Below are 23,328 nucleotides of genomic sequence, written 5' to 3'. Positions count from 1 at the left end.
GAGGTATGACAGTAGAATTGCGGCCTTTTCACGCTACTCGTTACTCCGCTGCGTCTTTCCGGCCAAAACGCTTTTCGATGTAATCGGTCACAAGCGCTTCGAAATCAGCGGCTATGTTGGGGCCACGCAGGGTGAGGGCTTTCTCTCCATCGATAAAGACCGGCGCCGCCGGGCTTTCGCCCGTTCCGGGCAGCGAAATGCCGATATCCGCGTGCTTGCTTTCACCGGGACCATTTACGATGCAACCCATGACGGCGACATTTAATGCCTCGACGCCGGGATATTTTTCACGCCAGACCGGCATATTCTTGCGGATATCGTTCTGGATGTTCTGGGCCAGTTCCTGAAATACCGTCGACGTGGTACGCCCGCAGCCGGGACATGCCGCAACCACCGGAATGAACTGACGGAAACCCATGACCTGCAGCAATTCCTGCGCCACCTGCACCTCGCGGGTCCGGTCGCCATTCGGCTCAGGCGTCAGTGACACGCGGATCGTATCGCCAATACCATGCTGCAACACATAACCCATGGCGGCGGACGAGGCGACGATACCCTTTGAACCCATGCCGGCTTCCGTGAGACCGAGATGGAGGGCGTGGTCGGAGCGTTCAGACAACATCGAATAGACGGCAATCAGGTCCTGCACCTGGCTGACCTTGGCCGAGAGGATGATACGGTTGCGCGGCAGGCCGATCTCTTCAGCAAGCTCGGCGGAAATCAGCGCCGACTGAACAATGGCCTCCCGCGTGACCTGACGGGCGGAAAGCGGAAAGCCCTCTTCCTTGTTCCTGTCCATCAGCGTAGTCAGCAATTCCTGATCCAGAGATCCCCAGTTGACACCGATGCGAACGGGCTTGTCGTAACGGATCGCCATTTCGACTATCTCACCGAACTGCTTGTCCTTCTTGTCCTTGAAACCGACATTGCCCGGATTGATGCGGTATTTCGCCAGCGCTTCGGCGCAGGCCGGATGGTCGGCCAGAAGCTTGTGGCCGATATAATGAAAATCACCGACCAGCGGCACATCCATTCCAAGACGCAGCAGCCGTTCACGAATTTTCGGCACGGCGGCCGCACTCTCATCCCGGTCAACGGTGATACGGACGATTTCCGAACCTGCCCGGAACAGCGCCGCCACTTGGCTGACGGTGGCGTCGATATCAGCCGTATCGGTATTGGTCATCGACTGCACGACGACGGGTGCGCCGCCACCAACGATGACGCCGCCGACGTCTACGGCGACGGAGGCGCGGCGGGGCTTCGGGTCGTAATCGGCATGTGACGTCATGGCGGTCTCTGGAGCTTGCGGCAAGGTCTTGCAATTGAGGTGAAACAAGGGGGACTTCTTGTCAACACCCAACGCGCTGGAGCTTCTACTTTACCGCAATCATGGCAAAATTCGATACGCCTATTCCTTGCCCGCACCGTCGGCATGACGGGCGAGCCGCGAAAGTAGCAGAACCACCACATGCAGTAACGGGAGAAACAGGAAGACGCTGGCGAGACCGGTATGTTCCGCAATGAAGCCAATCGCCGATGGCGCCACCAGAATGCCGGAATAACCCATGGTGGTGACGACCGAAAGGCCGATTCCCGGTGCCAGGCCCGGCATATTGCCCGCCGCCGAGAAGGCAATGGGCACCATGTTGGAGATGCCGATGCCCGCAATCGCGAAGCCAACGATCGCGATGGTGGAATTTCCCGCAATACCGGCGATAAGAAGACCGATAATCGACATGGCCGAACAGAAGCGCAGGGTCGTCACAGCCCCGAAGCGGTCGCGCACCAGATCGCCGGCAAAACGCATGGCCGCCATGGTCATCGAGAAAGCCGCAAAGGCGAAGCCGGATTGTGACACCGAAGCTCCGAGCTCGTTGCGCAGATAAAGAGCGCCCCAGTCGAGGATTGCGCCTTCCGGGATCATCGAGAAAAGGGCCATCAGGCCGATGATCCATGGCAGCGGCGTCAGCGGCAGGCCGCCTTTCGGGCGCTCTTCCTCCGGGTGCGGACGATCTGCAAGCACACGCGGCCATGCCACGATCAGCAGTACGAATGCGATGACCGTCAGCACAATGGCATGCCCCTGCACGCCGATGGCCGTGATGAGATAACCGCCGAGACCGGCCCCGATGAGGCCGCCGAGGCTCCAGAATGCGTGGCAGGATGACATGATGGCGCGGCGCATATCGCGCTCAACCGCTACCGCATTGGCATTCATGGCGACATCCATCGCTCCCGTCAGGCCGCCAAACAGGAAAACCGCGATTACCCCGGCCCAGACGGTTCCCGCCCAGGAGATCAAAAGCAGTGTAGGCAGAAAGATCGCCGCGGTCACGAGACTGACCGTCCGGGAGCCAAAACGGGCGATCTGCGAGCCGGCGATCGGCATGAAAACCAGCGAGCCGATACCGAAGACCAGGATGATGAGACCAAGTGCGCTTTCACTAAGGGAAAGACGCGCCGCAAATTCGGGAATCTTGGGCGCCCATGATCCCATCATGAACCCGTTCATCAAGAACAGCAGGGAAACGCCGATACGATGACGCGTCAGATAGGACGAGCGTGCACCCGTCTGCGAAAATGTGGTGGGGCCATTCATCGGCTATATCCTTCAGACTTGACCATGGGAAAATCAGGCGACGGCATCGTCGCCGCAATAAACGTCTACGCCTCGGCTGGACACGCCCTCGACCAATGCGCGGTCGGCATCCCGTTCCAGCACAAGGGAAAGCGGCGGGGAAAAATCATGCACGTGGAACGCTGCCTTATGCCCCAGCTTCTCGGTGGTGATTGCAGCAACAATCCGCTGGCTGGCGCTGCAGGCGAGCCGCTTGAAAACGGCATCCTCGAAGACATCGGCCGACAGGCCGGTCTCGACCGCGACACCACAGACCCCGAGAACACAGAGATCGGGTCGCATCAATTCGAGCTGCCGCAGCGCCATTGCATCGATTGCCGCACCAACGGCGGGATCAACCTTGCCACCGATCAGCACAAGATCGATATCCGCCCGCCCCGTGAGTTCGGCGGCAATGGCGGGCGTATTCGTCACCACCGTTACATTGAGACCAGCCGGGATCGCCCTGGCAATGGCGAGGTTCGTCGAACCGGCATCGATGAAAACGACCATGCCCGGCTTGAGAAGCGGGACAACGGCGCGGGCCAGTAGAGCCTTGCGGTCCGCATCCTCGGCGATCCGCGTCTTCAGCGGCACCGTCTTGCTATCCGAGAGCAGGGCGCCGCCATAAACGCGCATGCATTCGCCGCGGGCCGCCATCTCTCGCAGGTCGCGGCGAACCGTGTCTTCAGAAACGCCAAAGTTTTGAGCGAGGTCCTGCGCCAGCACACGGCCGTTCTGCCGCAACTGTTCGAGGATAAGCGCCTGCCGCTCGCTGACGAAATGATCACTCATATAGACTCATGCATAAACAGGAATAAACGTGCATGAACATGCATATTCGAGTTTTCGGGGAAACGCAATAAAAAACGCCCGCCGGGAAGGCGGGCGTCTAACTGTTCGATCGACGACTGTATTTATTCCGCGTAAGCGACCAGTAGATCCTTCGCATCGATCTGGTCGCCCGGGCGCACCAGAACTTCCGCGATCTTGCCATCCCGCTCGGCGTGAAGCGCCGTTTCCATCTTCATCGCCTCGATGGAGAGCAACACATCGCCAGCCTTGACCTCCTGGCCTTGATTGACGAAGACGCGGCTGATGACACCCGGCATCGGTGCCCCGACATGCGACGCGTTGCCAGGTTCGGCCTTGCGGCGCACGGCAGAGCCGGAAGCACCATGCGTCCGATCCGGCACCTTGATACGGCGCGGCTGACCATTGATTTCGAAAAACACCGTCACCATGCCCTTGTCGTCAACGCCGGATGAAGCCTGATTGACGATGACCAGCGTCTTGCCGCGCTCGATATCTGCAAACAGTTCCTCGCCATCCTCCATTCCGTAGAAATAGGCATGGGTGGGAAGCACCGAGACCGGACCATAAGTTTCGGCGGTGAGCGCGAAATCCGTGAATACCTTCGGATACATCAGATAGGACGCGAACTCGAAATCATCGACCTTGCGCTCCAGCTTGGTCTCGATGGTCTTCCGTTCGGCATCGAGATCGGCATCCGCCAATAGAGAACCCGGACGAACGGTATAGGGCGCTTCGCCCTTCAACGCTTTTTTCTGCAGGGCTTCCGGCCAACCGCCGGGCGATTGTCCGAGATCGCCCTTCAGCATGGAAACCACGGACTCCGGGAAAGAGACCTCGCGCTCGGGATTCTGTACGTCGGCCACTGTCAGATCCTGGCTGACCATCATCAGCGCCATGTCACCGACGACTTTCGAAGACGGTGTCACCTTGACGATATCGCCGAACATCCTGTTGGCATCGGCATAAGCCTGCGCCACTTCGTGCCAACGGCTTTCGAGACCCAGCGAACGCGCCTGCTCCTTGAGGTTGGTGAACTGACCACCCGGCATTTCGTGCAGATAGACTTCCGACGCCGGCCCCTTGAGATCGCTTTCGAAAGCCGCATATTGGTTGCGCACGGCCTCCCAATAGAAGGAAATGCGGCGAATCCATTCGGTATCGAGGCCCGTATCGCGTTCCGACCCGGCAAGCGCTTCCACGATCGAACCAAGGCACGGCTGCGACGTATTGCCGGAGAAGGCGTCCATCGCGGCATCGACAGCGTCGACACCCGCATCCACGGCGGCAAGAACCGTCGCTGCCGCAATTCCTGACGTATCATGGGTGTGGAAATGGATCGGCAGACCCGTTTCTTCCCGCAGCGCCTTGAACAGAACCTTGGCGGCAGCCGGTTTCAGCAGGCCCGCCATATCCTTGACGGCAATAATATGCGCGCCTGCGCGTTCCAGTTCCTGAGCGAGATTGGTGTAATATTTCAGGTCGTATTTCGGACGCGCCGAATTGAGGATGTCTCCGGTGTAGCAGATGGCCGCTTCACAGAGCTTGTTTTCCTCCGAGATGGCATCCATCGAGACCCGCATATTCTCCACCCAGTTCAGGCAATCGAAGACACGGAAAAGATCAATGCCGCCCTTTGCGGCCTGACGGACAAAATACTTCACGACGTTGTCCGGGTAGTTCTTGTACCCGACGCCGTTTGCCCCTCGCAGAAGCATCTGCAGCAGCAGGTTGGGAGCACCTTCGCGGATCAGCGCCAGACGCTCCCACGGGTCTTCGGTCAGGAAGCGCATGGAAACGTCGAATGTCGCACCGCCCCAGCACTCCAGCGACAGAAGCTGTGGCAACGCTTTGGCATAGGCGCTGGCGACGCGGGCGATATCATGGGTACGGACACGGGTCGCAAGCAGCGATTGATGTCCGTCGCGCATCGTCGTATCCGTGACGAGCACCCGCTTTTCGTTGCGCATCCAGTCTGCGAAACCCTTCGGGCCGAGCTTGTCCAGCAACTGCTTGGTGCCGTCGGGCGTCGGCGCATCGATATAGGGCACGATGGGCTTTGCTGCCTTGTCCGAGGGCCTTGCGCGTCCCTTGGTTTCCGGGTGACCGTTCACGGTCACATCGGCGAGATAGGTCAAAAGCTTGGTAGCGCGGTCCTGCCGTTTGACCTGGGCAAAAAGCTCGGGGGTCGAATCGATGAAGCGCGTTGTATAGGTATTGTTGCGGAAACTGTCATGGCCGATGATGGCCTCTAGGAATGTGAGGTTGGTCGCCACGCCGCGGATACGGAATTCGCGCAAAGCGCGATCCATACGGTTGATCGCCTCGTCAGGCCGCGGCGCCCAGGCCGTCACCTTCACAAGCAAAGGATCGTAGTAGCGGGTGATGACAGCGCCAGTATAGGACGTGCCGCCGTCCAGACGGATACCGAAGCCTGAAGCGGAGCGATAAGCGGTGATACGGCCATAATCCGGAATGAAATTGTGTTCCGGGTCTTCCGTCGTAATGCGGCACTGAAGGGCGTGGCCATTCAGGCGGATATCCTCCTGCCTCGGCACCCCGGATTCCGGCGTGCCGATAGCGGCGCCTTCCAGAATGTGAATCTGTGCCTTGACGATATCGATACCGGTGACGACTTCCGTAACGGTATGTTCCACCTGAATGCGCGGATTGACCTCGATGAAGTAGAATTTGCCGGTGTCGGCATCCATCAGATATTCGACCGTGCCTGCACCGATATAACTGGTCGCGGCGGCGATCTTCAGGGAATAGGCGGCCAGTTCCTGACGCTGTGCTTCGCTCAGATAGGGCGCAGGCGCACGCTCGACGACCTTTTGATTACGCCGCTGAATCGAACAATCACGTTCGAACAGATGCACGACATTGCCGTGCGTGTCGCCGAGAATCTGGCTTTCGACGTGGCGCGCACGCTCGACCAGCTTTTCGAGATAGACTTCGTCCTTGCCGAAGGCGGCCTTGGCCTCGCGCTTGGCTTCCGTCACCTCGCGAGCAAGGTCTTCCTTTTTGCGGATGGCGCGCATGCCACGGCCACCACCGCCCCAGGAGGCCTTGAGCATGACGGGATAACCGATCTCCTCGGCCATACGCTCCACTTCCGCCATGTCGTCCGGCAGTGGGTCGGTGGCGGGAACAACGGGGACGCCAACCGAAATCGCGAGATTGCGCGCTGCAACCTTGTTGCCGAGCTGGCGCATCGTATCAGCCGTCGGTCCGATGAAGGTGATGCCCGCCTTGTTGCAGGCCTCGACGAATTCGGGGCTTTCAGACAGAAGACCGTAACCGGGATGTATCGCGTCCGCTCCGGAGAGCTTCGCAACGCGGATAACCTCCTCGATCGAAAGATAGCTCTCGATCGGTCCCATATCCTTGGCGAGATGCGGCCCCCTGCCGACCTGATAGGACTCGTCCGCCTTGAAGCGGTGCAAAGACAGCTTGTCCTCCTCCGCCCAAATCGCAACGGTTTTAATCCCGAGCTCGTTGGCTGCCCGGAAAACGCGGATCGCAATTTCGGATCGGTTGGCAACAAGTATTTTCGATATTTTCAAGACGGTCTCCCCACACGCCAAAACAAAATTCTGCTGCACTGCGGAATTAAGCAGCAAAACCCCGTCTTGGAAAGGGCAATTCCGGCGAGAACTGTTCTGTTTGCGCTAGCTCAGCAAGCCATGGCGGAACGCGAGTGCGACGGTGTGCTGCCGGTTCTTGGCGCTGAAACGACGCTGAATCCCGTTTATATACCAGTCGACCGTATGGTTGGAGATGGATAGCTTGCGGCCGATCTCCGCCGATGTCATGCCATCCGCCATCAGCGCCAGCACTTCCGTCTCACGCCGTGTGAGCTCAAGAGCGGAACCGTCTGGAATATTGCTGAGATCATGGGCCTGACCTGAAAGATCGAGCAGGCGCCAGAAGACCGCCCGGGTCGCAGCATCGAGCAGTTCCACCTGCAAGGAGGGCAATTGCCGGTCCTGTCCACCTATGAACACCGCACCTATGAATCCCGCCCGTCCATGCACGGGAAAAGCATAACCGCCCTGCAAGCCGTAACGGCCGGCATCGTGGAAAAACACGCTCGCCCTTTTCCGATGCATGGCGCGGGGAAGCCCCTCCAGCGCCTCTTTCCAATGAAAGGGTTTGTGCACCATGCCGATCACTTTGCGGACGGGATCGACGAGGTTGTATTTCTTGGCCCTGTAGACCTCTATCCAGCCTTCCGGCAAATGTTGCGCAAGGATTTGGCCGGTAGAGGCCAGCTCGCCGGTCATGCGTCTGCTGACAAGGAAATATTCGAAACCATATTCCCGAATGAGCGTTGCAAATTCTGAACGCACACGTTCGGCGTTTCCCGCCTGGTAACACGCAGAGATGAAGTGAAGAATATCATGCATAAAGACACATGGTCCGGACTTGGCTTGAAGGGGATGACACGAAGGACATGGTCCCGCGATGACGTCATGTTACTCGGGCGCCGGTCGGGTGAGATTGAACATATCGTCGTTAGCAATCCCTGAAACGAAGATGCGAAATCTTGTGACGGCAGGCCCCGGGAAACACCGGGAGGTTTTTTCGGTTCGCATGGACGGCCAATCTGTTAAGCCGCCATTCAGACAGAAAGAGCGATAATTACACAAAATTCGCCGTCTCATGCAACCTTGCTAAAGTAGCATCGTATTGAGGCCGAACAATCAACCGCTCGAAAAGACGCCCGGACTGGATTGAAAATTTGACCTTGTTTCAGGTTTATACACGCGCTCTGCGCTATCTGACCGTTCATAAATGGCGTGTGGCTGTCGTCGTCATCGCCAACGTCATTCTTGCAGCGATCACCATTGCCGAACCCGTGCTGTTCGGCCGGATCATCGACGCCATTTCTTCTGGCTCCAATGTCACGTCCATTCTCATATTATGGGCGGGGTTCGGCGTCTTCAACACCGTGGCTTACGTAGCCGTCGCCCGCGAAGCCGACCGGCTGGCGCACGGCCGGCGCGCTTCGCTCCTGACGGAAGCCTTCGGGCGCATCATCTCGATGCCGCTTTCCTGGCACCATCAGCGCGGCACGTCCAATGCCCTGCACACCCTCCTGCGCGCCAGCGAAACGCTCTTCGGCCTATGGCTGGAATTCATGCGCACCCATCTCGCGACCTTCGTTGCGCTGGTGCTGCTTGTGCCCACCGCCATGTCCATGGACCTGCGCCTCAGCTTCGTGCTGATTGGCCTCGGCATCGTCTACTGGTTCATCGGCAAATGGGTGATGGGCCGCACCAAGGATGGCCAGGCTTCGGTCGAAGAGCATTATCACAGCGTTTTTGCCCATGTCAGCGATTCCATCAGCAACGTTTCCGTGCTGCACAGCTACAACCGCATCGAGGCTGAAACCAAAGCGCTGAAATCCTTCACCGAAAAGCTGCTAAGTGCGCAATATCCCGTGCTCGACTGGTGGGCCTTTGCGAGCGCTCTGAACCGCACGGCCTCCACCGTTTCGATGATGATCATTCTCGTGATCGGCACCGTGCTGGTGAAGAACGGCGAGCTGCGCGTCGGCGATGTCATCGCCTTCATCGGTTTCGCCAATCTCCTGATAGGCCGTCTGGACCAGATGCGCCAGTTCGTGACGCAGATTTTCGAAGCCCGCGCCAAGCTTGAGGACTTCTTCGTCCTCGAAGATTCCGTCAAGGAACGGGAAGAACCGGGCGATGCCCGTGAATTGTCGAATGTCTCCGGCACCGTGGAATTCCGCAATGTCAATTTCGGTTTTGCCAACACCAAGCAGGGCGTTCACGATGTCTCGTTTACGGCCAGGGCCGGCGAGACGATCGCGATCGTCGGACCGACAGGTGCCGGCAAGACGACGCTCATCAACCTGCTGCAGCGGGTCTATGATCCCGATTCCGGCCAGATCCTGATCGATGGAACCGATATTTCGACGGTGACGAAAAATTCGCTCCGCAACTCCATCGCCACGGTGTTTCAGGATGCCGGCCTGCTGAACCGCTCGATCCGCGAAAATATACGCCTTGGTCGTGAATCGGCCACCGATGCCGAAGTGGTGGAAGCAGCGGCGGCCGCTGCGGCGACGGATTTCATCGACAGCCGCATCAACGGCTATCTGACCCAGGTTGGTGAACGCGGCAACCGCCTGTCCGGCGGCGAGCGCCAGCGTATCGCCATCGCCCGTGCGATCCTGAAGAACGCCCCCATTCTGGTTCTCGACGAGGCAACCAGTGCACTCGACGTGGAAACCGAAGCCCGTGTGAAGGCCGCAGTGGATGCGCTGAGAAAGAACCGCACGACCTTCATCATCGCCCATCGCCTTTCCACTGTCCGCGATGCCGATCTCGTCCTGTTCCTCGATCAGGGCCGGATCATCGAAAAGGGCACCTTCGATGAGCTAAGCCAACGCGGCGGTCGCTTTACCTCGCTGCTGCGCACCAGCGGCCTGCTGACGGAAGACGAAGGCCAGCAGCCCCGGCCAAAGGCGATAGCCTCCTGAGGCTCAACGAATGGAATGCAAAAAGGGCGGGCACTGTCGTGTCCGCCCTTTTTCGTTGTCTGCTTCGAAAATATCGGGACATCACGAAGCTTCTACCTCAGTCTCCCAACCGTCATAGTCACCACCCAATTTTTGCAGCCGTTGTGCTGAGAAGCTCGTATTCCTCGGTCGATCTCGTTCGGAGCTTGCGGCTTGGAAAACTCTATTCCCCATCGCGCGATGCATCCATCGCCTCACGGGTGATGCTGTAGCCACGGGGGACCAAGAAGTCTCTGTACAGCATCTGCCCTTCATGCGTCGGAATATGTGAAATGGTCTATCGGTCTCGATTTGCTGCCATCGTGCCTTGCTTCGCATTGACCGCCCATTGAGCGTTCTTGCCGGCCCTGTATCGCCGTACAGGCGCCATGCCCCAAACGCCAAACAACATCGAAGGCGGGGGAATCTCACAACAAAATTCGGGCCCCTGCGTCACCGCAGGAGCCCGACTTAAAAAGCAAACCGAAGGCCCGCCCGTCTCAGTCGAAGGGGATCACCCTCTCGCCGGCCGCCAAGTCCTTGCCATCGACAGACACCGAAATCTCCGCCGTGCCAGGCTTGCGGCTGACGGCAATGTCTCTAGCCTTGCCGTCGAGCGTGATCCTCACCGAGAAACCGCTCCAGTCTTCCGGCAGCGACGGTGAAATATGCAGCCTGCCGTCAGTGCGGGTGATGCCGAGAATACCCTCGACAGCGGCACGGTAGAGCCAGCCGGCCGAGCCGGTGTACCAGCTCCAGCCGCCACGGCCCGCATAAGCGCCTTCACCGTATACATCCGCGGTCACCACATAGGGTTCGACCCGATAGGTTTCCGACGCTGCCGCATCGAGCGCGTGGTTGACCGGGTTGAGCAGCTTGAAGCAGTTCCAGGCCTCCTGCGCCCTGCCCTGCTTGGCAAGAGCGAGAACCACCCAGGTCGCCGCGTGGGTATATTGTCCGCCATTTTCGCGCACACCTGGCGGATATCCCTTGATGTAGCCCGGATCGTGCGGCGCACGCGAGAATGGCGGCGTGAATAGCCGGATGATGCCGGTCTTTTCATCCACCAGATGCTCCATGACCGCATCCATTGCCTGCCGCGACCGGGCCTCTTCGCCTTCGCCGGAGAGAACGCTCCAGCTTTGGCCGAGCGAATCGATCCGGCATTCCTCGCTTCCGGCGGAACCCAGCGGCGTGCCGTCGTCGAAATAGCCGCGACGATAATAGCTGCCATCCCACCCCGCGGTTTCGAGCACATTGCGCAGTTTTTCGCGGTGCGAGGCCCATCTGCCGACTCGATCCGTATCACCGCGCTTTTCCGCAATTTCAATGAAATCGCGCAAGGCGCCGGAAAGGAACCAGCCGAGCCAGACACTGGTACCCTTGCCGCCAACGCCGACGCGGTTCATGCCGTCGTTCCAGTCACCGCCGAGGATCAGCGGCAGGCCGTTCTCCCCGGTGCGATGAATGGCAAGATCGAGCGCCAGCGCCGCGTGTTCGTAGAGCGTCGCGGATTTGTCGCTGGTTTCCGGCTGGAAGAAAGCGTCGTGCTGGCCGGGCATCAGCGCCGGCCCCTTCAGGAAGGGAATGCTCTCATCCAGAATGGTGATATCGCCGGTCGCCGAAACATACTGGTTGATCGCATAAGCAAGCCATACCACGTCGTCCGAGATAGTGGTGCGGACACCGGCGCCTGTCAGCGGCAGCCACCAGTGCTGAACGTCGCCTTCCGGGAACTGCCGGCCGGCTGCGCGCAGGATCTGCTTGCGAGCGAGATCCGGCTGGTAGAGCAGGAACGCCAGGGTATCCTGAAGCTGGTCACGGAAGCCGAAGGCGCCGCTCGACTGATAGAAGGCCGTGCGCGCCAGAATGCGGCACGCCAGCGCTTGGTAGGGCAGCCAATTGTTGACCATGTGGTTGAAGCCGGCATCCGGCGTGGACACCTGCAACTGGCCGGTAAAACCGGTCCAGAACGCCTTGCTTTCCTCCAGCACCGACTGGAAATCCACACGGCGGACATCCTTCACCAGCGCCTCGGCTTCTTCCGCATTATCGGCGTCGCCCAGAATGAAGGTCATGTGCCGTTCTTCGCCGGGCTTAAGGTGGATTTCCTGCATCAGCGCCGCACAGGGATCGCCGTCAACCTCGGTGCTGCCGCTGAGTGCGTTACCCGACACGATCGCCTGCGGGGCCTGTGCCGAACCAAAGCGGCCAATGAATTCCCGACGACTGGTGGTGAAACCGCTCGCCTCCGTATCAAGCGTCAGGAACGCCGTGCGTGCGCTGTAGTCGATGCTGTAGGGGTTCGACGCGAAGATCGCGTTGTTGCCCGCATCATGTCTGCTCAGAATGAACGGCGCTGATTTCTGTCCGTTGTTGCCCAGCACCCATTCGACACAGGCATAAACCTTCAGCCGGCGGCTTTTGGAGCCTTTGTTGCGAACGATGACCTGCGAGAACTTGACCGGCTTTTCACGATCGACGGTCTGTGTCACCTCGACTTCAAGTGTGTCGGCAACGCCGGTCAGGATGGAGTAGCCCAGGCCGTGACGGGTTTCGAACATGGCTTCGGGATCACGCGACAACGCGGCACACGGCGTATAGAGCTTTCCTGTGTCCACGTCGGCGACATAGAAGGCCTCGCCCGGCCGGTTGATGACAGGGTCATTGCTCCACGGTGTCAATTGATAATCGCGCGAATTGCGGCTCCAGCTGAAACCTGCGCCTTCGGCCGAAATATGGAAGCCGAAATTCTCGTTCGAGATGACGTTGATCCACGGATGCGGGGTGGACTGCCCACCATGGAGACGCACCACATATTCCTGTCCGTTCCTGGCGAAGCCGCCGAAACCGTTCCAGAAATCGAGATCACCCGCGTCTTCGACCGGCTCCGCAACCGGGAAAGCCGGGACCGGCAGACGGGCCTGTGCGGCGTCGCTTGTGCCATCGGGACCACGATGGGCCGCAAACAGCGATACCGCGCGGTTGATCTGGTCCACGATCTTGCCGTTGCGCACATGGAGTACAACGCGTGAAGCGGCCAGAAGCGCGCTCCACGTCTCTTCATCCATCAGGTCACGGCGCACGGAGAAGACGTGCGGGCGACCGCCATCGGCGGGATTGATGCGGCGTTGTGCTTCGGAAATATGATCCAGCGCATGCTGCATGTCCTGCGCGTAGGATGCGGCCCGTTCGTTGACGATAACGAGATCGAAGATCACGCCGCGCGAACGCAGATATTCATGGGCACTCAGCGCCTCACGGGCGATGTCCATGTCCATATCGTCGTTGATGCGCAGGCTGAAAATCGGGAAATCGCCGGAAATCGCAAGCGGCCACAAGGCGCGCTGCGAAGCGAGTCCTGTTTTCAGCGTTTCCGAATCCGCACGCAGATGCATGTCGGGATAGGTCAGATATCGGCCGAGATGCTGGAAGGCGGCCGCCTGCTGTGAGGTGACGCCCACATGGCGCATCTGCACCTGTGTACGCGTCCAGGCATGAACGAGTTCATGCGCGAAAGCATCAGGATGACGATAACGGTCGATCGCCTTGTCGACTTCCTCGCGGCTCGGCGCGGCAATCGTCCAGAAGATCACGCTCACCTTCTTGCCTGCCGGCACGCGCACGGTGCGTCGCAGCGACAGGATGGGGTCGAGCGTGAAGCCGTCAGTGCTGGAAAGCGTCGCACCGGCATCGAATGCCGCCGCTTCGCGCAGCGAACGGCCACGACCGATGAATTTGGCGCGATCCGTCTCAAATTCCGTCGGGCGCGACGGGCCGGCATTGTCGGCGGCCAGATGCGCAATGACGGTGCCCGGCTCGTTCGGGCTGCGACGGTTGCGCCAGGCGCGGATGACATCGCCACGCCGGCCGATCTCCGTCTGCACGAACATGCGCGAGAAGAGCGGATGGGCGTTGTCGTCATCCTCAGACGCAATGACCGGCTCCATATAGGAAGTCACTTCGATATAGCGATCCTCGGAACCGACATTGAGCAGGGTGACGCGTCGGCCTTCTGCATCGTGCTCGGTGGCGACGATGCATTCGACAACGCTCTGCAGGTCGCCGGTGATCTTGTGGAACTCGGCCTTGTCGTCGGTGAAGACCGTCTTGGTCTTTTCACCCTCGAAGACACGCGGCTCCGCAGTCGCACTCCACCATTGCCCGTTGGTGGTGTCGCGCAGGAAGATGAAGGTGCCCCAGCGGTCTTCGGTTGGATCGGCCTTCCAGCGGGAAATCGCCTGCCCGTTCCATTTCGAATAACCTGCACCCGTCGAGGTAAGCATGGTCGAGTAGTGACCATTCGACAGGAACACCACCTCACGGTCGCGCGCCGCCGGATCGGCAATGGAGCGCACTTCCGCCCGCAGCAGGTCGGCCTGTTCCTTGCCGGGGGTCTCCGGCTCGTATTTGGCGCTCATGACAGGCACTTCGCGCGGCGCCTTTTCCTGCAGCAGCAATTCAGCTGCCTCGATCACCGGATCGGAATGGAAGAGCTCGCGCAGCACGCCGTCAAAGGCAACGTTGGCGACGGCCGCAATCGACATGCCATGGTGGTGGGCATAATAGTTGTAGACTACCGCACAGACCTTGCCATCGGGCACACGCGTTGGCGTGAAATCCACCGCATCGTGGAAACCGTATTGGCCAAGTGCGCCAAGCTTGCGCAGCTTGTCGAGGTTTTCAAGTGCACCATCCGGATCGTATTGGCTGGCGAGGATCGATGCATAGGGCGCAATCACCGCATTCTGGCCAAGGCCACGCTTGAGGCCCAGCGTCGGCACACCGAAGTTGGTGTACTGGTAGTTCATGTTGTGATCGCGGGCATTAAACGCCGCTTCGGAAATGCCCCATGGCGTGCCGAGACGGCGGCCGTGATTCATCTGTTCCTTGACGATCAGGTTGTTGGTCTGGTTGAGGATACCCCCCTGACGCTCCTGCATCACAAGCGGCGGCATCAGATATTCGAACATGGAGCCCGACCAGGACACCAGCGCGCCCTGCGCACCGATCGGCACGACCTGACGGCCAAGGCGGTACCAGTGCTCAGTCGGCAGATCGCCCTTCGCGATGGCGAAGAGGCTGGTCAGACGGCATTCCGACGCCAGAAGGTCATAGCAGGCCTCATCCAGCTCCTTGCTTTCGACGCGATAGCCAATGGACAGAAGGCGGCGATCCTTGCGGTAAAGGAACGTGAAATCCATCGAGAAAGCGAGATTGCGGCTGCGGTCGCGCAGCGAAGCGAGACGCTGGCGCAAGGGCTCGACATTGGTCAGGTCGATGGCGCTGTCGGAAATATGGGCTTCGCAGCACTCGACCAGCAACTGCGCCCAACGCGTCACTTCGGTGCTCTGTGTGGACTTCACCTCGTGGTCGACATTGGTGGCGAGCTTCTGAATGTCACGCGCAAGCACCGCCAGGTTGATGACGCGAATGGAGGCGAATTCGTGCTCGCGCTTGACGGATGCCAGCGCGTTCGAGAAGCCGATGATACGCTCTTCGAGACGGCGATGCAGCGGCCGCAGGTTCTTGCGGTCGTCCGGCAAGGCCTTCAGCGTTTCGCGCAGAATGCCGGCGACATCGCCGATACCGTCGAGGTTGCCCTGAAGATGGGCCGACGGCGCTTCCGCCCAATCGCGGCAAGCGGAAGAAACCGCAATCAAATGGCCGGCGAGATTACCGCTGTCCACCGCCGAAACATAACGCGGTCCAAGCGTCTGCAAGGTATCGGTGTGATACCAGTTGTAGAGATGGCCACGATATTTTTCCATCTTCTCGACGGTCTGGATCGTGTTCTCGATGCGCTCCAGCGTGTCGGCAAAGCTGATCCAGCCGAACTGACGCGCGGAGATGACGGAGAGCAGATAGACGCCGATATTGGTGGGAGACGTGCGCGAGGCAACGATCGGCTCCGGCGTCTCCTGGAAATTGTCCGGCGGCAGGTGGTTTTCCTGCGGTGTCACGAAGGTCTCGTAATAACGCCAGGTACGGCGCGCGATCTTGCGTAGTTCGAACGAGACGTGCTCGGAAACGAACAACCGGTCTTCGGTCTCGGCTGACTGGCTGACATACCAGGCAACGGCGGGCGACAGCACCCACAGCAGCGTAAAGGGAATGCCGATCAGGAAGGCATTGTCGCCCGGCAGCGCCGCGAACAGAAGGCCGAGCATCGCCACAACGGGGGCGTGCCACATCTGACGATAATAATCGATGATGCTGCCCTGCGCACTGGACTGGATACTGGCGGCGGTGCGCCATTCCAGCATCAGCTTGTGGCTGACGAGCAGGCGGTAGAGCGAACGCGCAATCGCATCTGTCATCATGCAGGCGGCATCGGCGATGAAGACGATTCTCAGCGCGACTTGCGCATTGGTGGCGCGGATTTCAGACCAGATGGTGTGGAAATGCGCCTGCGGCACGATGTCTGTCGAACGCGGCACAAGGCCGGAAAGCAGCGAAAGCGTCGGTGCAACGAAGAGCGAGAAGATCAGCAGGATCTGCCAGATCAGCGCCCCGAGCGGATCCATGAAATACCAGCCGAGGATCGAGGCGAAGAACCAGGCGATCGGCGTCAGTGAGCGACGCAGATTGTCGACCATCTTCCACCGTCCGATAGCGGTGACGCCGCGGGCGCGGTCGAGAATATAGGGAAGCAGCTGCCAGTCGCCACGCGCCCAGCGATGCTGACGCGAAACTTCCACCTCATAGCGCGTCGGGAAGTCCTCCACGAGTTCCACATCGGTCACCAGCGCGCAACGCGCAAACGAACCTTCAAGCAGGTCGTGGCTGAGGACGGAGTTTTCTTCGATACGGCCCTTCAGCGCCGCCTCGAAAGCATCCACGTCGTAAAGACCCTTACCGGTGAAGGTGCCTTCGGAGGTCAGGTCCTGGTAAACGTCGGAAACCGTGAAGACGTAGGGATCGATACCGCGGTTGATGGAAAAGACACGCTGGAAAACCGAAGCATCCTTGCCCGTGGTCAGGGAAGGTGTGACGCGCGGCTGCAGCAGACCGTAACCTTCGACCACCCGACCGGATTCAGGATCGATCCTGGGGCGGTTGATCGGATGGTGCATCTTGCCGACCAGCTTCGTCACCGCATCGCGCATCAGGCGCGTATCGGCGTCCAGCGTCATGACATATTTCACACCTTCCGGAATGATATTCGCGCCGCCGAGGAACGTCGTGTCCTTGTCGCCGCGCAGCAGCATGTTCAGCTCATGCAGCTTGCCGCGCTTGCGCTCCCAGCCCATCCAGCAGCCTTCGGCCGGATTGTAGATGCGACGACGATGCAGAAGGTAAAATCGTGTCTTGCCGTCAAAGGCGTAGCGGCTGTTCAGTGTTGCCAGCTCGCGCTTGGCATATTCGAGTATCTCAAGATCATCCTCGGACTGCTCGTATTGCGCGTCGCGCCAGTCGCTCACCAGCGAGAAATAGATCTCACCATGCGGATTGGCGAGATAATGCACCTCGATATTGCGCATCATCTCGTCAACGCTGTCGCGACTGGTCAGCATGCAGGGCACGGCGACCAACGTACGCGCGTCCTCGGGAATTCCATTCTTGAACTCGTATCCGACCAGCCGGAACGGTTTCACGAAGAAGGTGACAAGGGTATTGAAGAGGCCGGTCGCGCCCTCCGAGGCGGGCAGAGCGAACATCAGCAGGAAAGCGGTGACAACATACCAGGGCATGCCCGCTTCGGCGAGGAACCATCCGACCGCCAGCATGGCGACCGCGGTGATGAGAAGCACCGGCGCTGCAATTGCCAGCCAGTTGAACTTCCGCATAGCCCGGACGATACGCTGCGATGCCAGGGGCCGGTATCCCAGCGCCTTTTCAAGCTCGAAACGACGCTGACCCACCAGCACGGAGCCGACATTGACGGGATGCGTCTCGTCCGCCTCTGCGGGCATATCGGTACGCGCCATTTCGACAGCGGCACGGGCGACCTCAACTTCGGTCTTGGGAGAACGACGCGCCAGAAGTTCGATGGTATTGCGGTAGGTGTTCCGCGAGCCGAAATCGAGCGTTTCGTAATCGGTTTCTTCGCGCAGAACCTTGTCGATATGGCTGACTTCCTCGAACCACACCGACCATTCGGTATCATCGATCTCGCGCAGGCTCTTGACGATGTTGCCCATCGTCACGTTGCCGGAGGCAAGGCGGTTATGTTCCGACATCATGACGTTTTCAGCGTCGGTACCGGCGGCATGCAGACGCTCTTCAAGCCATGCGACGGCAAAACCCGATGTCTGTGAGCCGTTTCGGAGGCGATAAAGGAACTGCGTCGCGAAAGTCGGGTCATCGACCAGCGAATCGACTTGCTTGAGAAGTGCTGCCGACGCTTCCGCATCGTTCAAGCGGATAATCTCGTCGACCACCTCATTCGCCTTCTGGCGCATGCGGCGCGAACGCTCCACACGGATGGAGATGCGGCGAAGATTTTCGATGAGGACAAAACGGATGATCGATGGCAGCGCCCACAATTCACCGATCTGCAGCGTCTTCGAGGTCTGGTAGCCATCCACCAGCGCCGTCATGTTTTCGCGCGATACCGTGCTGTGGGTGTGGGCGACATAAAGCCAGCCGAGCGCCATGACCCGCGGGATCGTCACGCCGCCCACCGTCATTGTCGGCAGCTGGCGATAGAACTTGCGCGGAAAATCACGGCGGACTTCCTGGATCGCCTCTTCGATGACGTAATGGTTGTCGAGAAGCCATTCCGCCGCTGGCGTTATCGTCGCGCCATTTTCCGCGTCGACCGCCGTTGTGCGATAGACCCTGAGTATTTCCTTTTCATTCTCGCGATGACGCTCGAAGAAATCGAACTCCATGAAGCCGGGAAGGCTGTCGGCGCCATCGCGGGAAAGCGCGGCGCCCGCATCATGCAGTTCCTCGACCGTCATATAGGACGCGCGGATCGAATCATTATGATCGATCTGCTTCGTCTCGGAATCACGGGCGGCGGCGGTCGGGGTGATATGAAATGACATCGGGCTCGTATTCTGAACTTTATGGAGACTTGTTCGACTTGACCGGCATTTCGTCCGTGGCGGGAACACACACGAAAATCGGCCACGCTATATTTATGACTTATCCTGAACCTTCGGTGAACCGGACCGGACGCTTGGATGAGAGGACCGTCCGGCAGGAAGGCGCCGCATACTGCTGCACAATGTTTGCAATCTGTTTGCGGGGCTTGAGATCAGCGCGTGCAGGGAGCTTCCGGTGACAGAAAGATCTCATCCTGCGGCCCGGCAACGCCGTTCCGACCGGATTTCGCACCCTCCCCGACGGCGAAATTTGTGCGCGCAACGCCCGATGGTCCCCCGTTGATAACCTGAAGGGCAACACGAAACCGGAACGGTTCGCGCTACATCCGAAAGACGCTAATGCCCCAGGACATCAATAGTTCCATGCCACCTGTCGCGACCCGATGCAAGCGCTGAATTTCAGGCCGTCTGAGTGCCTGCAGCGCCCCTTACATGCCCATGCATATGCTGCTATGTCATTTTGAAAAAGCACCGTAAAAAACGGCGAAACCCGGGACTTCGAAAATGACCAGACAGACCGCCACCATGACGTCTTTTGCCAATCATATGCCGGATGTGGTGGCAATCCGCCGCCACCTGCACCGTCACCCTGAAATAGGGCTCTCCGAGTTCAAGACCTCGGATTTCATTGCCGAACAATTGCTGGCGATGGGGTACGAGGTAACGCGCGGGCTCGCCGGCACTGGCGTTGTCGCCACGCTGCGCAATGGTGACAGCACGCGCACGCTTGGCATTCGAGCCGATATCGACGCCCTGCCGATCCACGAAGAAACGGGGGCGGAATATGCGAGCGCCAATCAGGGCGTGATGCATGCCTGCGGCCATGATGGCCATACTGCCATGCTTCTCGGCGCAGCGAAGATCATAGCCGAACGCAGGAATTTTAACGGAACACTGCATCTGATCTTCCAGCCGGCGGAGGAAAATTTCGGCGGCGCCCGCATCATGATCGAGGACGGCCTGTTCGACCGCTTTCCCTGCGATGCGGTTTTTGCACTCCACAACGACCCTGGGCTGCCCTTCGGGCACTTCGTGCTGCGCGACGGACCGATCCTTGCCGCGGTCGACGAGTGCAAGATCACCGTCAACGGTTATGGCGGCCACGGTGCCGAACCGCAGGATGCCGCTGACCCTATCGTTGCCGGGGCAAGCATCATCATGGCGCTGCAGACGGTGGTTTCACGCAACATCCATCCGCAGCTGTCGGCGGTCGTCACCGTTGGCGCCTTCCATGCCGGTGCTGCCAGCAACGTCATTCCCGAAACGGCGGAAATGCTACTGACTATCCGTTCCTTCGATCCGGGCGTGCGCGATGAGCTGGAAAAGCGCATTCGGGCGATAGCCGAAGGCCAGGCGGCCAGCTACGGCATGAGCGTCACCATCGATTACGAGCGCGGTTATAATGCAACCGTCAACCACAGGGCGGAAACGGATTATGTCGCCGATCTCGCCCGCCGTTTTGCCGGGCCTGAAAAGGTCGCAGAAATGCAGCGCCCGTCGATGGGCGCGGAAGACTTCGCCTACATGCTGGAGAAACGGCCGGGCTGTTATTTCTTCCTCGGCACTGCACGCACGGAGAATGACCCGCCGCTGCACCATCCGAAATTCGATTTCAACGACGAAATCCTGCCGATCGGAACCGCTTTCTGGGTCGATCTTGCGGAAGATTACCTGAAGTCGTGAATGGGAGTGAAAAAGGCCGGTCGGAGGAGCGACCGGCCTTTTGTTCTCAAATTACCTGATGAGAAGATCGGGAGGATCAGGGAACGAGACCGAATATGACGGCAGCGACAAAGGCCATGCAGACGCCGACGAGAGCCGCATGAACCGAATCTTTCCAGTTGCGCGGCGACTGGGGCTGCGAAACAAAGTCTTTTACTTTTCCTGCCTTGGAATAAGACATTGTACACTCCCTTCCTGCTCGGCCCTTCAAAGCGGGCATTGCTTATGTCACTCGTAGAATAGCTTTATTCCCCACTGTTTCAGTAGAGATAATATTCCATAAGATAGGTGCATCGGGAAAAATACGGATTGCAACTTGCCGGGCAGCAAGCATCAATCTACCCATTGCGCGGCATCAGCGCGACGGGGCGCTTTCCGTCTGAAGGCAATGCGGACACGGAAAATACCATGACAGATATCGACGCCATCATCATTGGAGCCGGTGTGATCGGCCTGGCGACAGCGCGAGAACTCGCTATGCGCGGCCACTCCGTCGTCATCCTGGAAAGCGAAAAGGAATTTGGCTCGATCACTTCCTCCCGCAACAGCGAAGTTATCCACGCAGGCCTTTATTACCCGCCTGGAAGCCTCAAGGCCCGACTTTGCGTGGAGGGCAAGGAGCGTCTTTATGCTTTCTGCCAGAGCCACGGCGTTGCTCATCGCCGCTGCGGCAAACTCATCGTCGCCACGAGCCATGAAGAGACGGCCATGCTCGCCACTCTCCAGGAGAAGGGCAAGGCCAACGGATGTAACGATCTTGAGCTGATTGATGAACGACAGGCGGTTTTACTCGAACCCGCGCTTACCTGCGTTGCAGCCCTTACGTCACCTTCGACCGGTATCATCGACAGTCACGGATACATGCTGGCGCTGTTCGGAGACGCACAGGATCACGGCGCGGCCATGGCCGTCAACGCCCCCTTCGAAAGGGCGGAAGTGGCGGGCGATGGTTTTCGGATCCACGTCGGCGGCGCGGAGCCCACCAGCCTGACGTGCCGGCTGCTCATCAATTCCGCCGGACTTGTTGCGCCGATGTTGGCGAGAAAGATAGAGGGATTGCCGGAGGATGGTATCCCGCAGGCGCGTTTCGCCAAGGGCAGCTATTTTTCGCTGGCCGGCAAGTCACCCTTTTCAAGGCTCATCTATCCGGCACCTCATACTCATGGCCTTGGCGTACATCTCACCCTCGATCTTGCTGGCCAGGCTCGTTTCGGCCCGGATGTGGAGTGGGTGGACGCCATCGATTACGCCGTCGATCCCCAACGCATGGAAGGTTTTGATGATGCGATACGGCGTTATTGGCCGCGCCTTCCCGACCATGCGCTGATCCCGGCCTATTCTGGAATCCGGCCGAAGATTTCAGGTCCGGACGAACCCGCTATGGATTTCCGCATTGACGGGCCGGAAACGCATGGCGTCAACGGTCTCGTCAATCTCTTCGGCATCGAAAGCCCCGGCCTTACTGCCTCGCTGGCCATCGCCAACGAGGTCGCGGCGCGGCTTGGGGCTTGATCCCAACCCGCTCAGCCGAAACGGGACAGCGCACCCGTCATGACCTCCGGATCGACATTGCCGCCGGAAGCGACTGCGATCACCGTTTCACTCTCCAGTTCATCGCCATGGAAGAGGGCCGCCGCCAGGGCCACCGCCCCACCGGGCTCAACGACGATCTTCAGCCGGTTGAAGGCGAGAACCATTGCCCGCAGCGCTTCCTCTTCAGTCACGGCGATGCCTTTCCCGCAAAGCCTAACCATGATCGGGAAGGTAATGTTACCGGGCTGCGGCGTAACGATCGCATCGCAGATCGAACCCGAGGTCGTGGCGTTCCGCTCGATCTTGCCCGAGGCAAGAGAGCGTGCCACATCATCGAACCGCTCCGGTTCCGAAGTCCTGACCTTATAGTTCGGTGCTTTCGCTGCAAGCGCAAGGGATATGCCGGATGTAAGGCCACCGCCGCCGCACGGCACCAGGATCTCGGCTGAATCGATACCCAGTTCCGCGCCCTGTTCAGCAATCTCGAGCCCCACCGTCCCCTGCCCGGCAATGACCAGCGGTTCGTCATAGGGCCTGATCAGCGTCAACCCGCGCTCGCGCGAAATGCGGTCCCCAATGGCATCGCGATCCTCATTCGCGCGGTCATAAAGCACCACCTCCGCGCCATAAGCACGGGTATTGTCGATTTTGATCTTCGGTGCATCCATCGGCATGATGATGACGGCGGGAACACCGTGGAGGCTGGCGGCAAGCGCCACGCCCTGCGCATGGTTACCGGAGGAAAAGGCGATGATGCCTTTGGCGCGGACCTCCGCAGGCAGGCCTGAGACGGCCGACCAGCCGCCACGAAACTTGAAGGAACCCGTTCTTTGCAGGCATTCAGCTTTTACGAAGAGCTTTCGCCCGGCAATCTCGTCCAGAAAAGGTGATGAGAGAAGCGGCGTGCGAACCGCTTGAGTGCCGATGCGCTCCCGCGCGGCTTCTATCATCGAAATATCAGTCATGTCCTGCCCCTATAATGCGGATGTGCAGGCACCTTATGAGGTCACACGCATTTACGAAACTGCCCGAAAAGAAAAATCCCCGGACGTGGC

Annotated in this window: 11 protein-coding genes; 3 read left to right on the top strand and 8 right to left on the bottom strand. The window is 59.4% G+C overall.

What is annotated here, in order from left to right; translation table 11 throughout:
• Positions 1-40 precede the first annotated feature (40 nt).
• The 5 genes from ispG to K7A42_RS10490 form a co-directional block, all read right to left on the bottom strand.
• On the bottom strand, positions 41-1,291 hold the full coding sequence (ispG, locus tag K7A42_RS10510; RefSeq protein WP_006698284.1) for a flavodoxin-dependent (E)-4-hydroxy-3-methylbut-2-enyl-diphosphate synthase: 1,251 nt from the start codon (positions 1,289-1,291) through the stop codon (positions 41-43).
• 120 nt (positions 1,292-1,411) lie between these two features.
• Positions 1,412-2,602, bottom strand: coding sequence for an MFS transporter (locus K7A42_RS10505; RefSeq protein ID WP_136882857.1), 1,191 nt, complete (start codon positions 2,600-2,602; stop codon positions 1,412-1,414).
• 33 nt (positions 2,603-2,635) lie between these two features.
• On the bottom strand, positions 2,636-3,415 hold the full coding sequence (locus K7A42_RS10500; protein ID WP_282455130.1) for a DeoR/GlpR family DNA-binding transcription regulator: 780 nt from the start codon (positions 3,413-3,415) through the stop codon (positions 2,636-2,638).
• Between the two features lie 122 nt (positions 3,416-3,537).
• Positions 3,538-6,999: a pyruvate carboxylase gene (pyc, locus tag K7A42_RS10495; protein ID WP_004443988.1), complete on the bottom strand. Its 3,462-nt coding sequence runs from the start codon at positions 6,997-6,999 to the stop codon at positions 3,538-3,540.
• A gap of 105 nt (positions 7,000-7,104) precedes the next feature.
• The gene (locus K7A42_RS10490; RefSeq protein ID WP_004443990.1) at positions 7,105-7,842 is read right to left on the bottom strand and encodes a helix-turn-helix transcriptional regulator; all 738 of its coding nucleotides are present in this window, start codon (positions 7,840-7,842) and stop codon (positions 7,105-7,107) included.
• 335 nt (positions 7,843-8,177) lie between these two features.
• Here K7A42_RS10490 and K7A42_RS10485 point away from each other — a divergent pair, with 335 nt between their 5' ends.
• Positions 8,178-9,944 (top strand): glucan ABC transporter ATP-binding protein/ permease, encoded by a 1,767-nt coding sequence (locus K7A42_RS10485; protein WP_004443992.1) that lies wholly within the window; start codon positions 8,178-8,180, stop codon positions 9,942-9,944.
• Positions 9,945-10,462: 518 nt separating this feature from the next.
• Here the strand turns inward: K7A42_RS10485 and K7A42_RS10480 are convergent.
• A complete protein-coding gene (locus K7A42_RS10480; protein WP_282455129.1) occupies positions 10,463-18,958 on the bottom strand; it encodes a GH36-type glycosyl hydrolase domain-containing protein in 8,496 nt (2,831 codons plus the stop codon).
• Positions 18,959-19,522: 564 nt separating this feature from the next.
• Here K7A42_RS10480 and K7A42_RS10475 point away from each other — a divergent pair.
• Positions 19,523-20,701, top strand: coding sequence for a M20 aminoacylase family protein (locus K7A42_RS10475; RefSeq protein ID WP_282455128.1), 1,179 nt, complete (start codon positions 19,523-19,525; stop codon positions 20,699-20,701).
• A 76-nt stretch (positions 20,702-20,777) separates the two neighbouring features.
• Here the strand turns inward: K7A42_RS10475 and K7A42_RS10470 are convergent, their stop codons facing one another.
• Positions 20,778-20,921 carry a hypothetical protein gene (locus K7A42_RS10470; RefSeq protein WP_004443999.1) on the bottom strand — a complete coding sequence of 48 codons (144 nt, stop codon included), beginning with the start codon at positions 20,919-20,921 and terminating at the stop codon, positions 20,778-20,780.
• A gap of 227 nt (positions 20,922-21,148) precedes the next feature.
• On the opposite strand from K7A42_RS10470, the gene K7A42_RS10465 reads away from it, so the two are divergent.
• A complete protein-coding gene (locus K7A42_RS10465; protein WP_282455127.1) occupies positions 21,149-22,252 on the top strand; it encodes an NAD(P)/FAD-dependent oxidoreductase in 1,104 nt (367 codons plus the stop codon).
• Positions 22,253-22,263: 11 nt separating this feature from the next.
• Here K7A42_RS10465 and K7A42_RS10460 read toward each other — a convergent pair whose 3' ends face one another.
• Positions 22,264-23,238 (bottom strand): threonine ammonia-lyase, encoded by a 975-nt coding sequence (locus tag K7A42_RS10460; protein WP_282455126.1) that lies wholly within the window; start codon positions 23,236-23,238, stop codon positions 22,264-22,266.
• Between the last annotated feature and the right edge of the window lie 90 nt (positions 23,239-23,328).

The sequence above is a fragment of the Agrobacterium sp. InxBP2 genome (genome assembly GCF_026191755.1).
GTDB classification, from domain to species: Bacteria; Pseudomonadota; Alphaproteobacteria; order Rhizobiales; family Rhizobiaceae; genus Agrobacterium; species Agrobacterium pusense.
This window is presented reverse-complemented; position numbering and strand designations above follow the sequence as displayed.

Excerpts from the sequence above, each read along its gene's own strand:
- K7A42_RS10505 (WP_136882857.1), bottom strand. The coding sequence starts at position 2,602 with ATGAATGGCCCCACCACATTTTCGCAGACGGGTGCACGCTCGTCCTAT.
- K7A42_RS10490 (WP_004443990.1), bottom strand. The coding sequence starts at position 7,842 with ATGCATGATATTCTTCACTTCATCTCTGCGTGTTACCAGGCGGGAAAC.
- K7A42_RS10460 (WP_282455126.1), bottom strand. The coding sequence starts at position 23,238 with ATGACTGATATTTCGATGATAGAAGCCGCGCGGGAGCGCATCGGCACT.
- ispG (WP_006698284.1), bottom strand. The coding sequence starts at position 1,291 with ATGACGTCACATGCCGATTACGACCCGAAGCCCCGCCGCGCCTCCGTC.
- K7A42_RS10475 (WP_282455128.1), top strand. The coding sequence starts at position 19,523 with ATGACCAGACAGACCGCCACCATGACGTCTTTTGCCAATCATATGCCG.
- K7A42_RS10470 (WP_004443999.1), bottom strand. The coding sequence starts at position 20,921 with ATGTCTTATTCCAAGGCAGGAAAAGTAAAAGACTTTGTTTCGCAGCCC.
- K7A42_RS10500 (WP_282455130.1), bottom strand. The coding sequence starts at position 3,415 with ATGAGTGATCATTTCGTCAGCGAGCGGCAGGCGCTTATCCTCGAACAG.
- K7A42_RS10480 (WP_282455129.1), bottom strand. The coding sequence starts at position 18,958 with ATGTCATTTCATATCACCCCGACCGCCGCCGCCCGTGATTCCGAGACG.
- K7A42_RS10465 (WP_282455127.1), top strand. The coding sequence starts at position 21,149 with ATGACAGATATCGACGCCATCATCATTGGAGCCGGTGTGATCGGCCTG.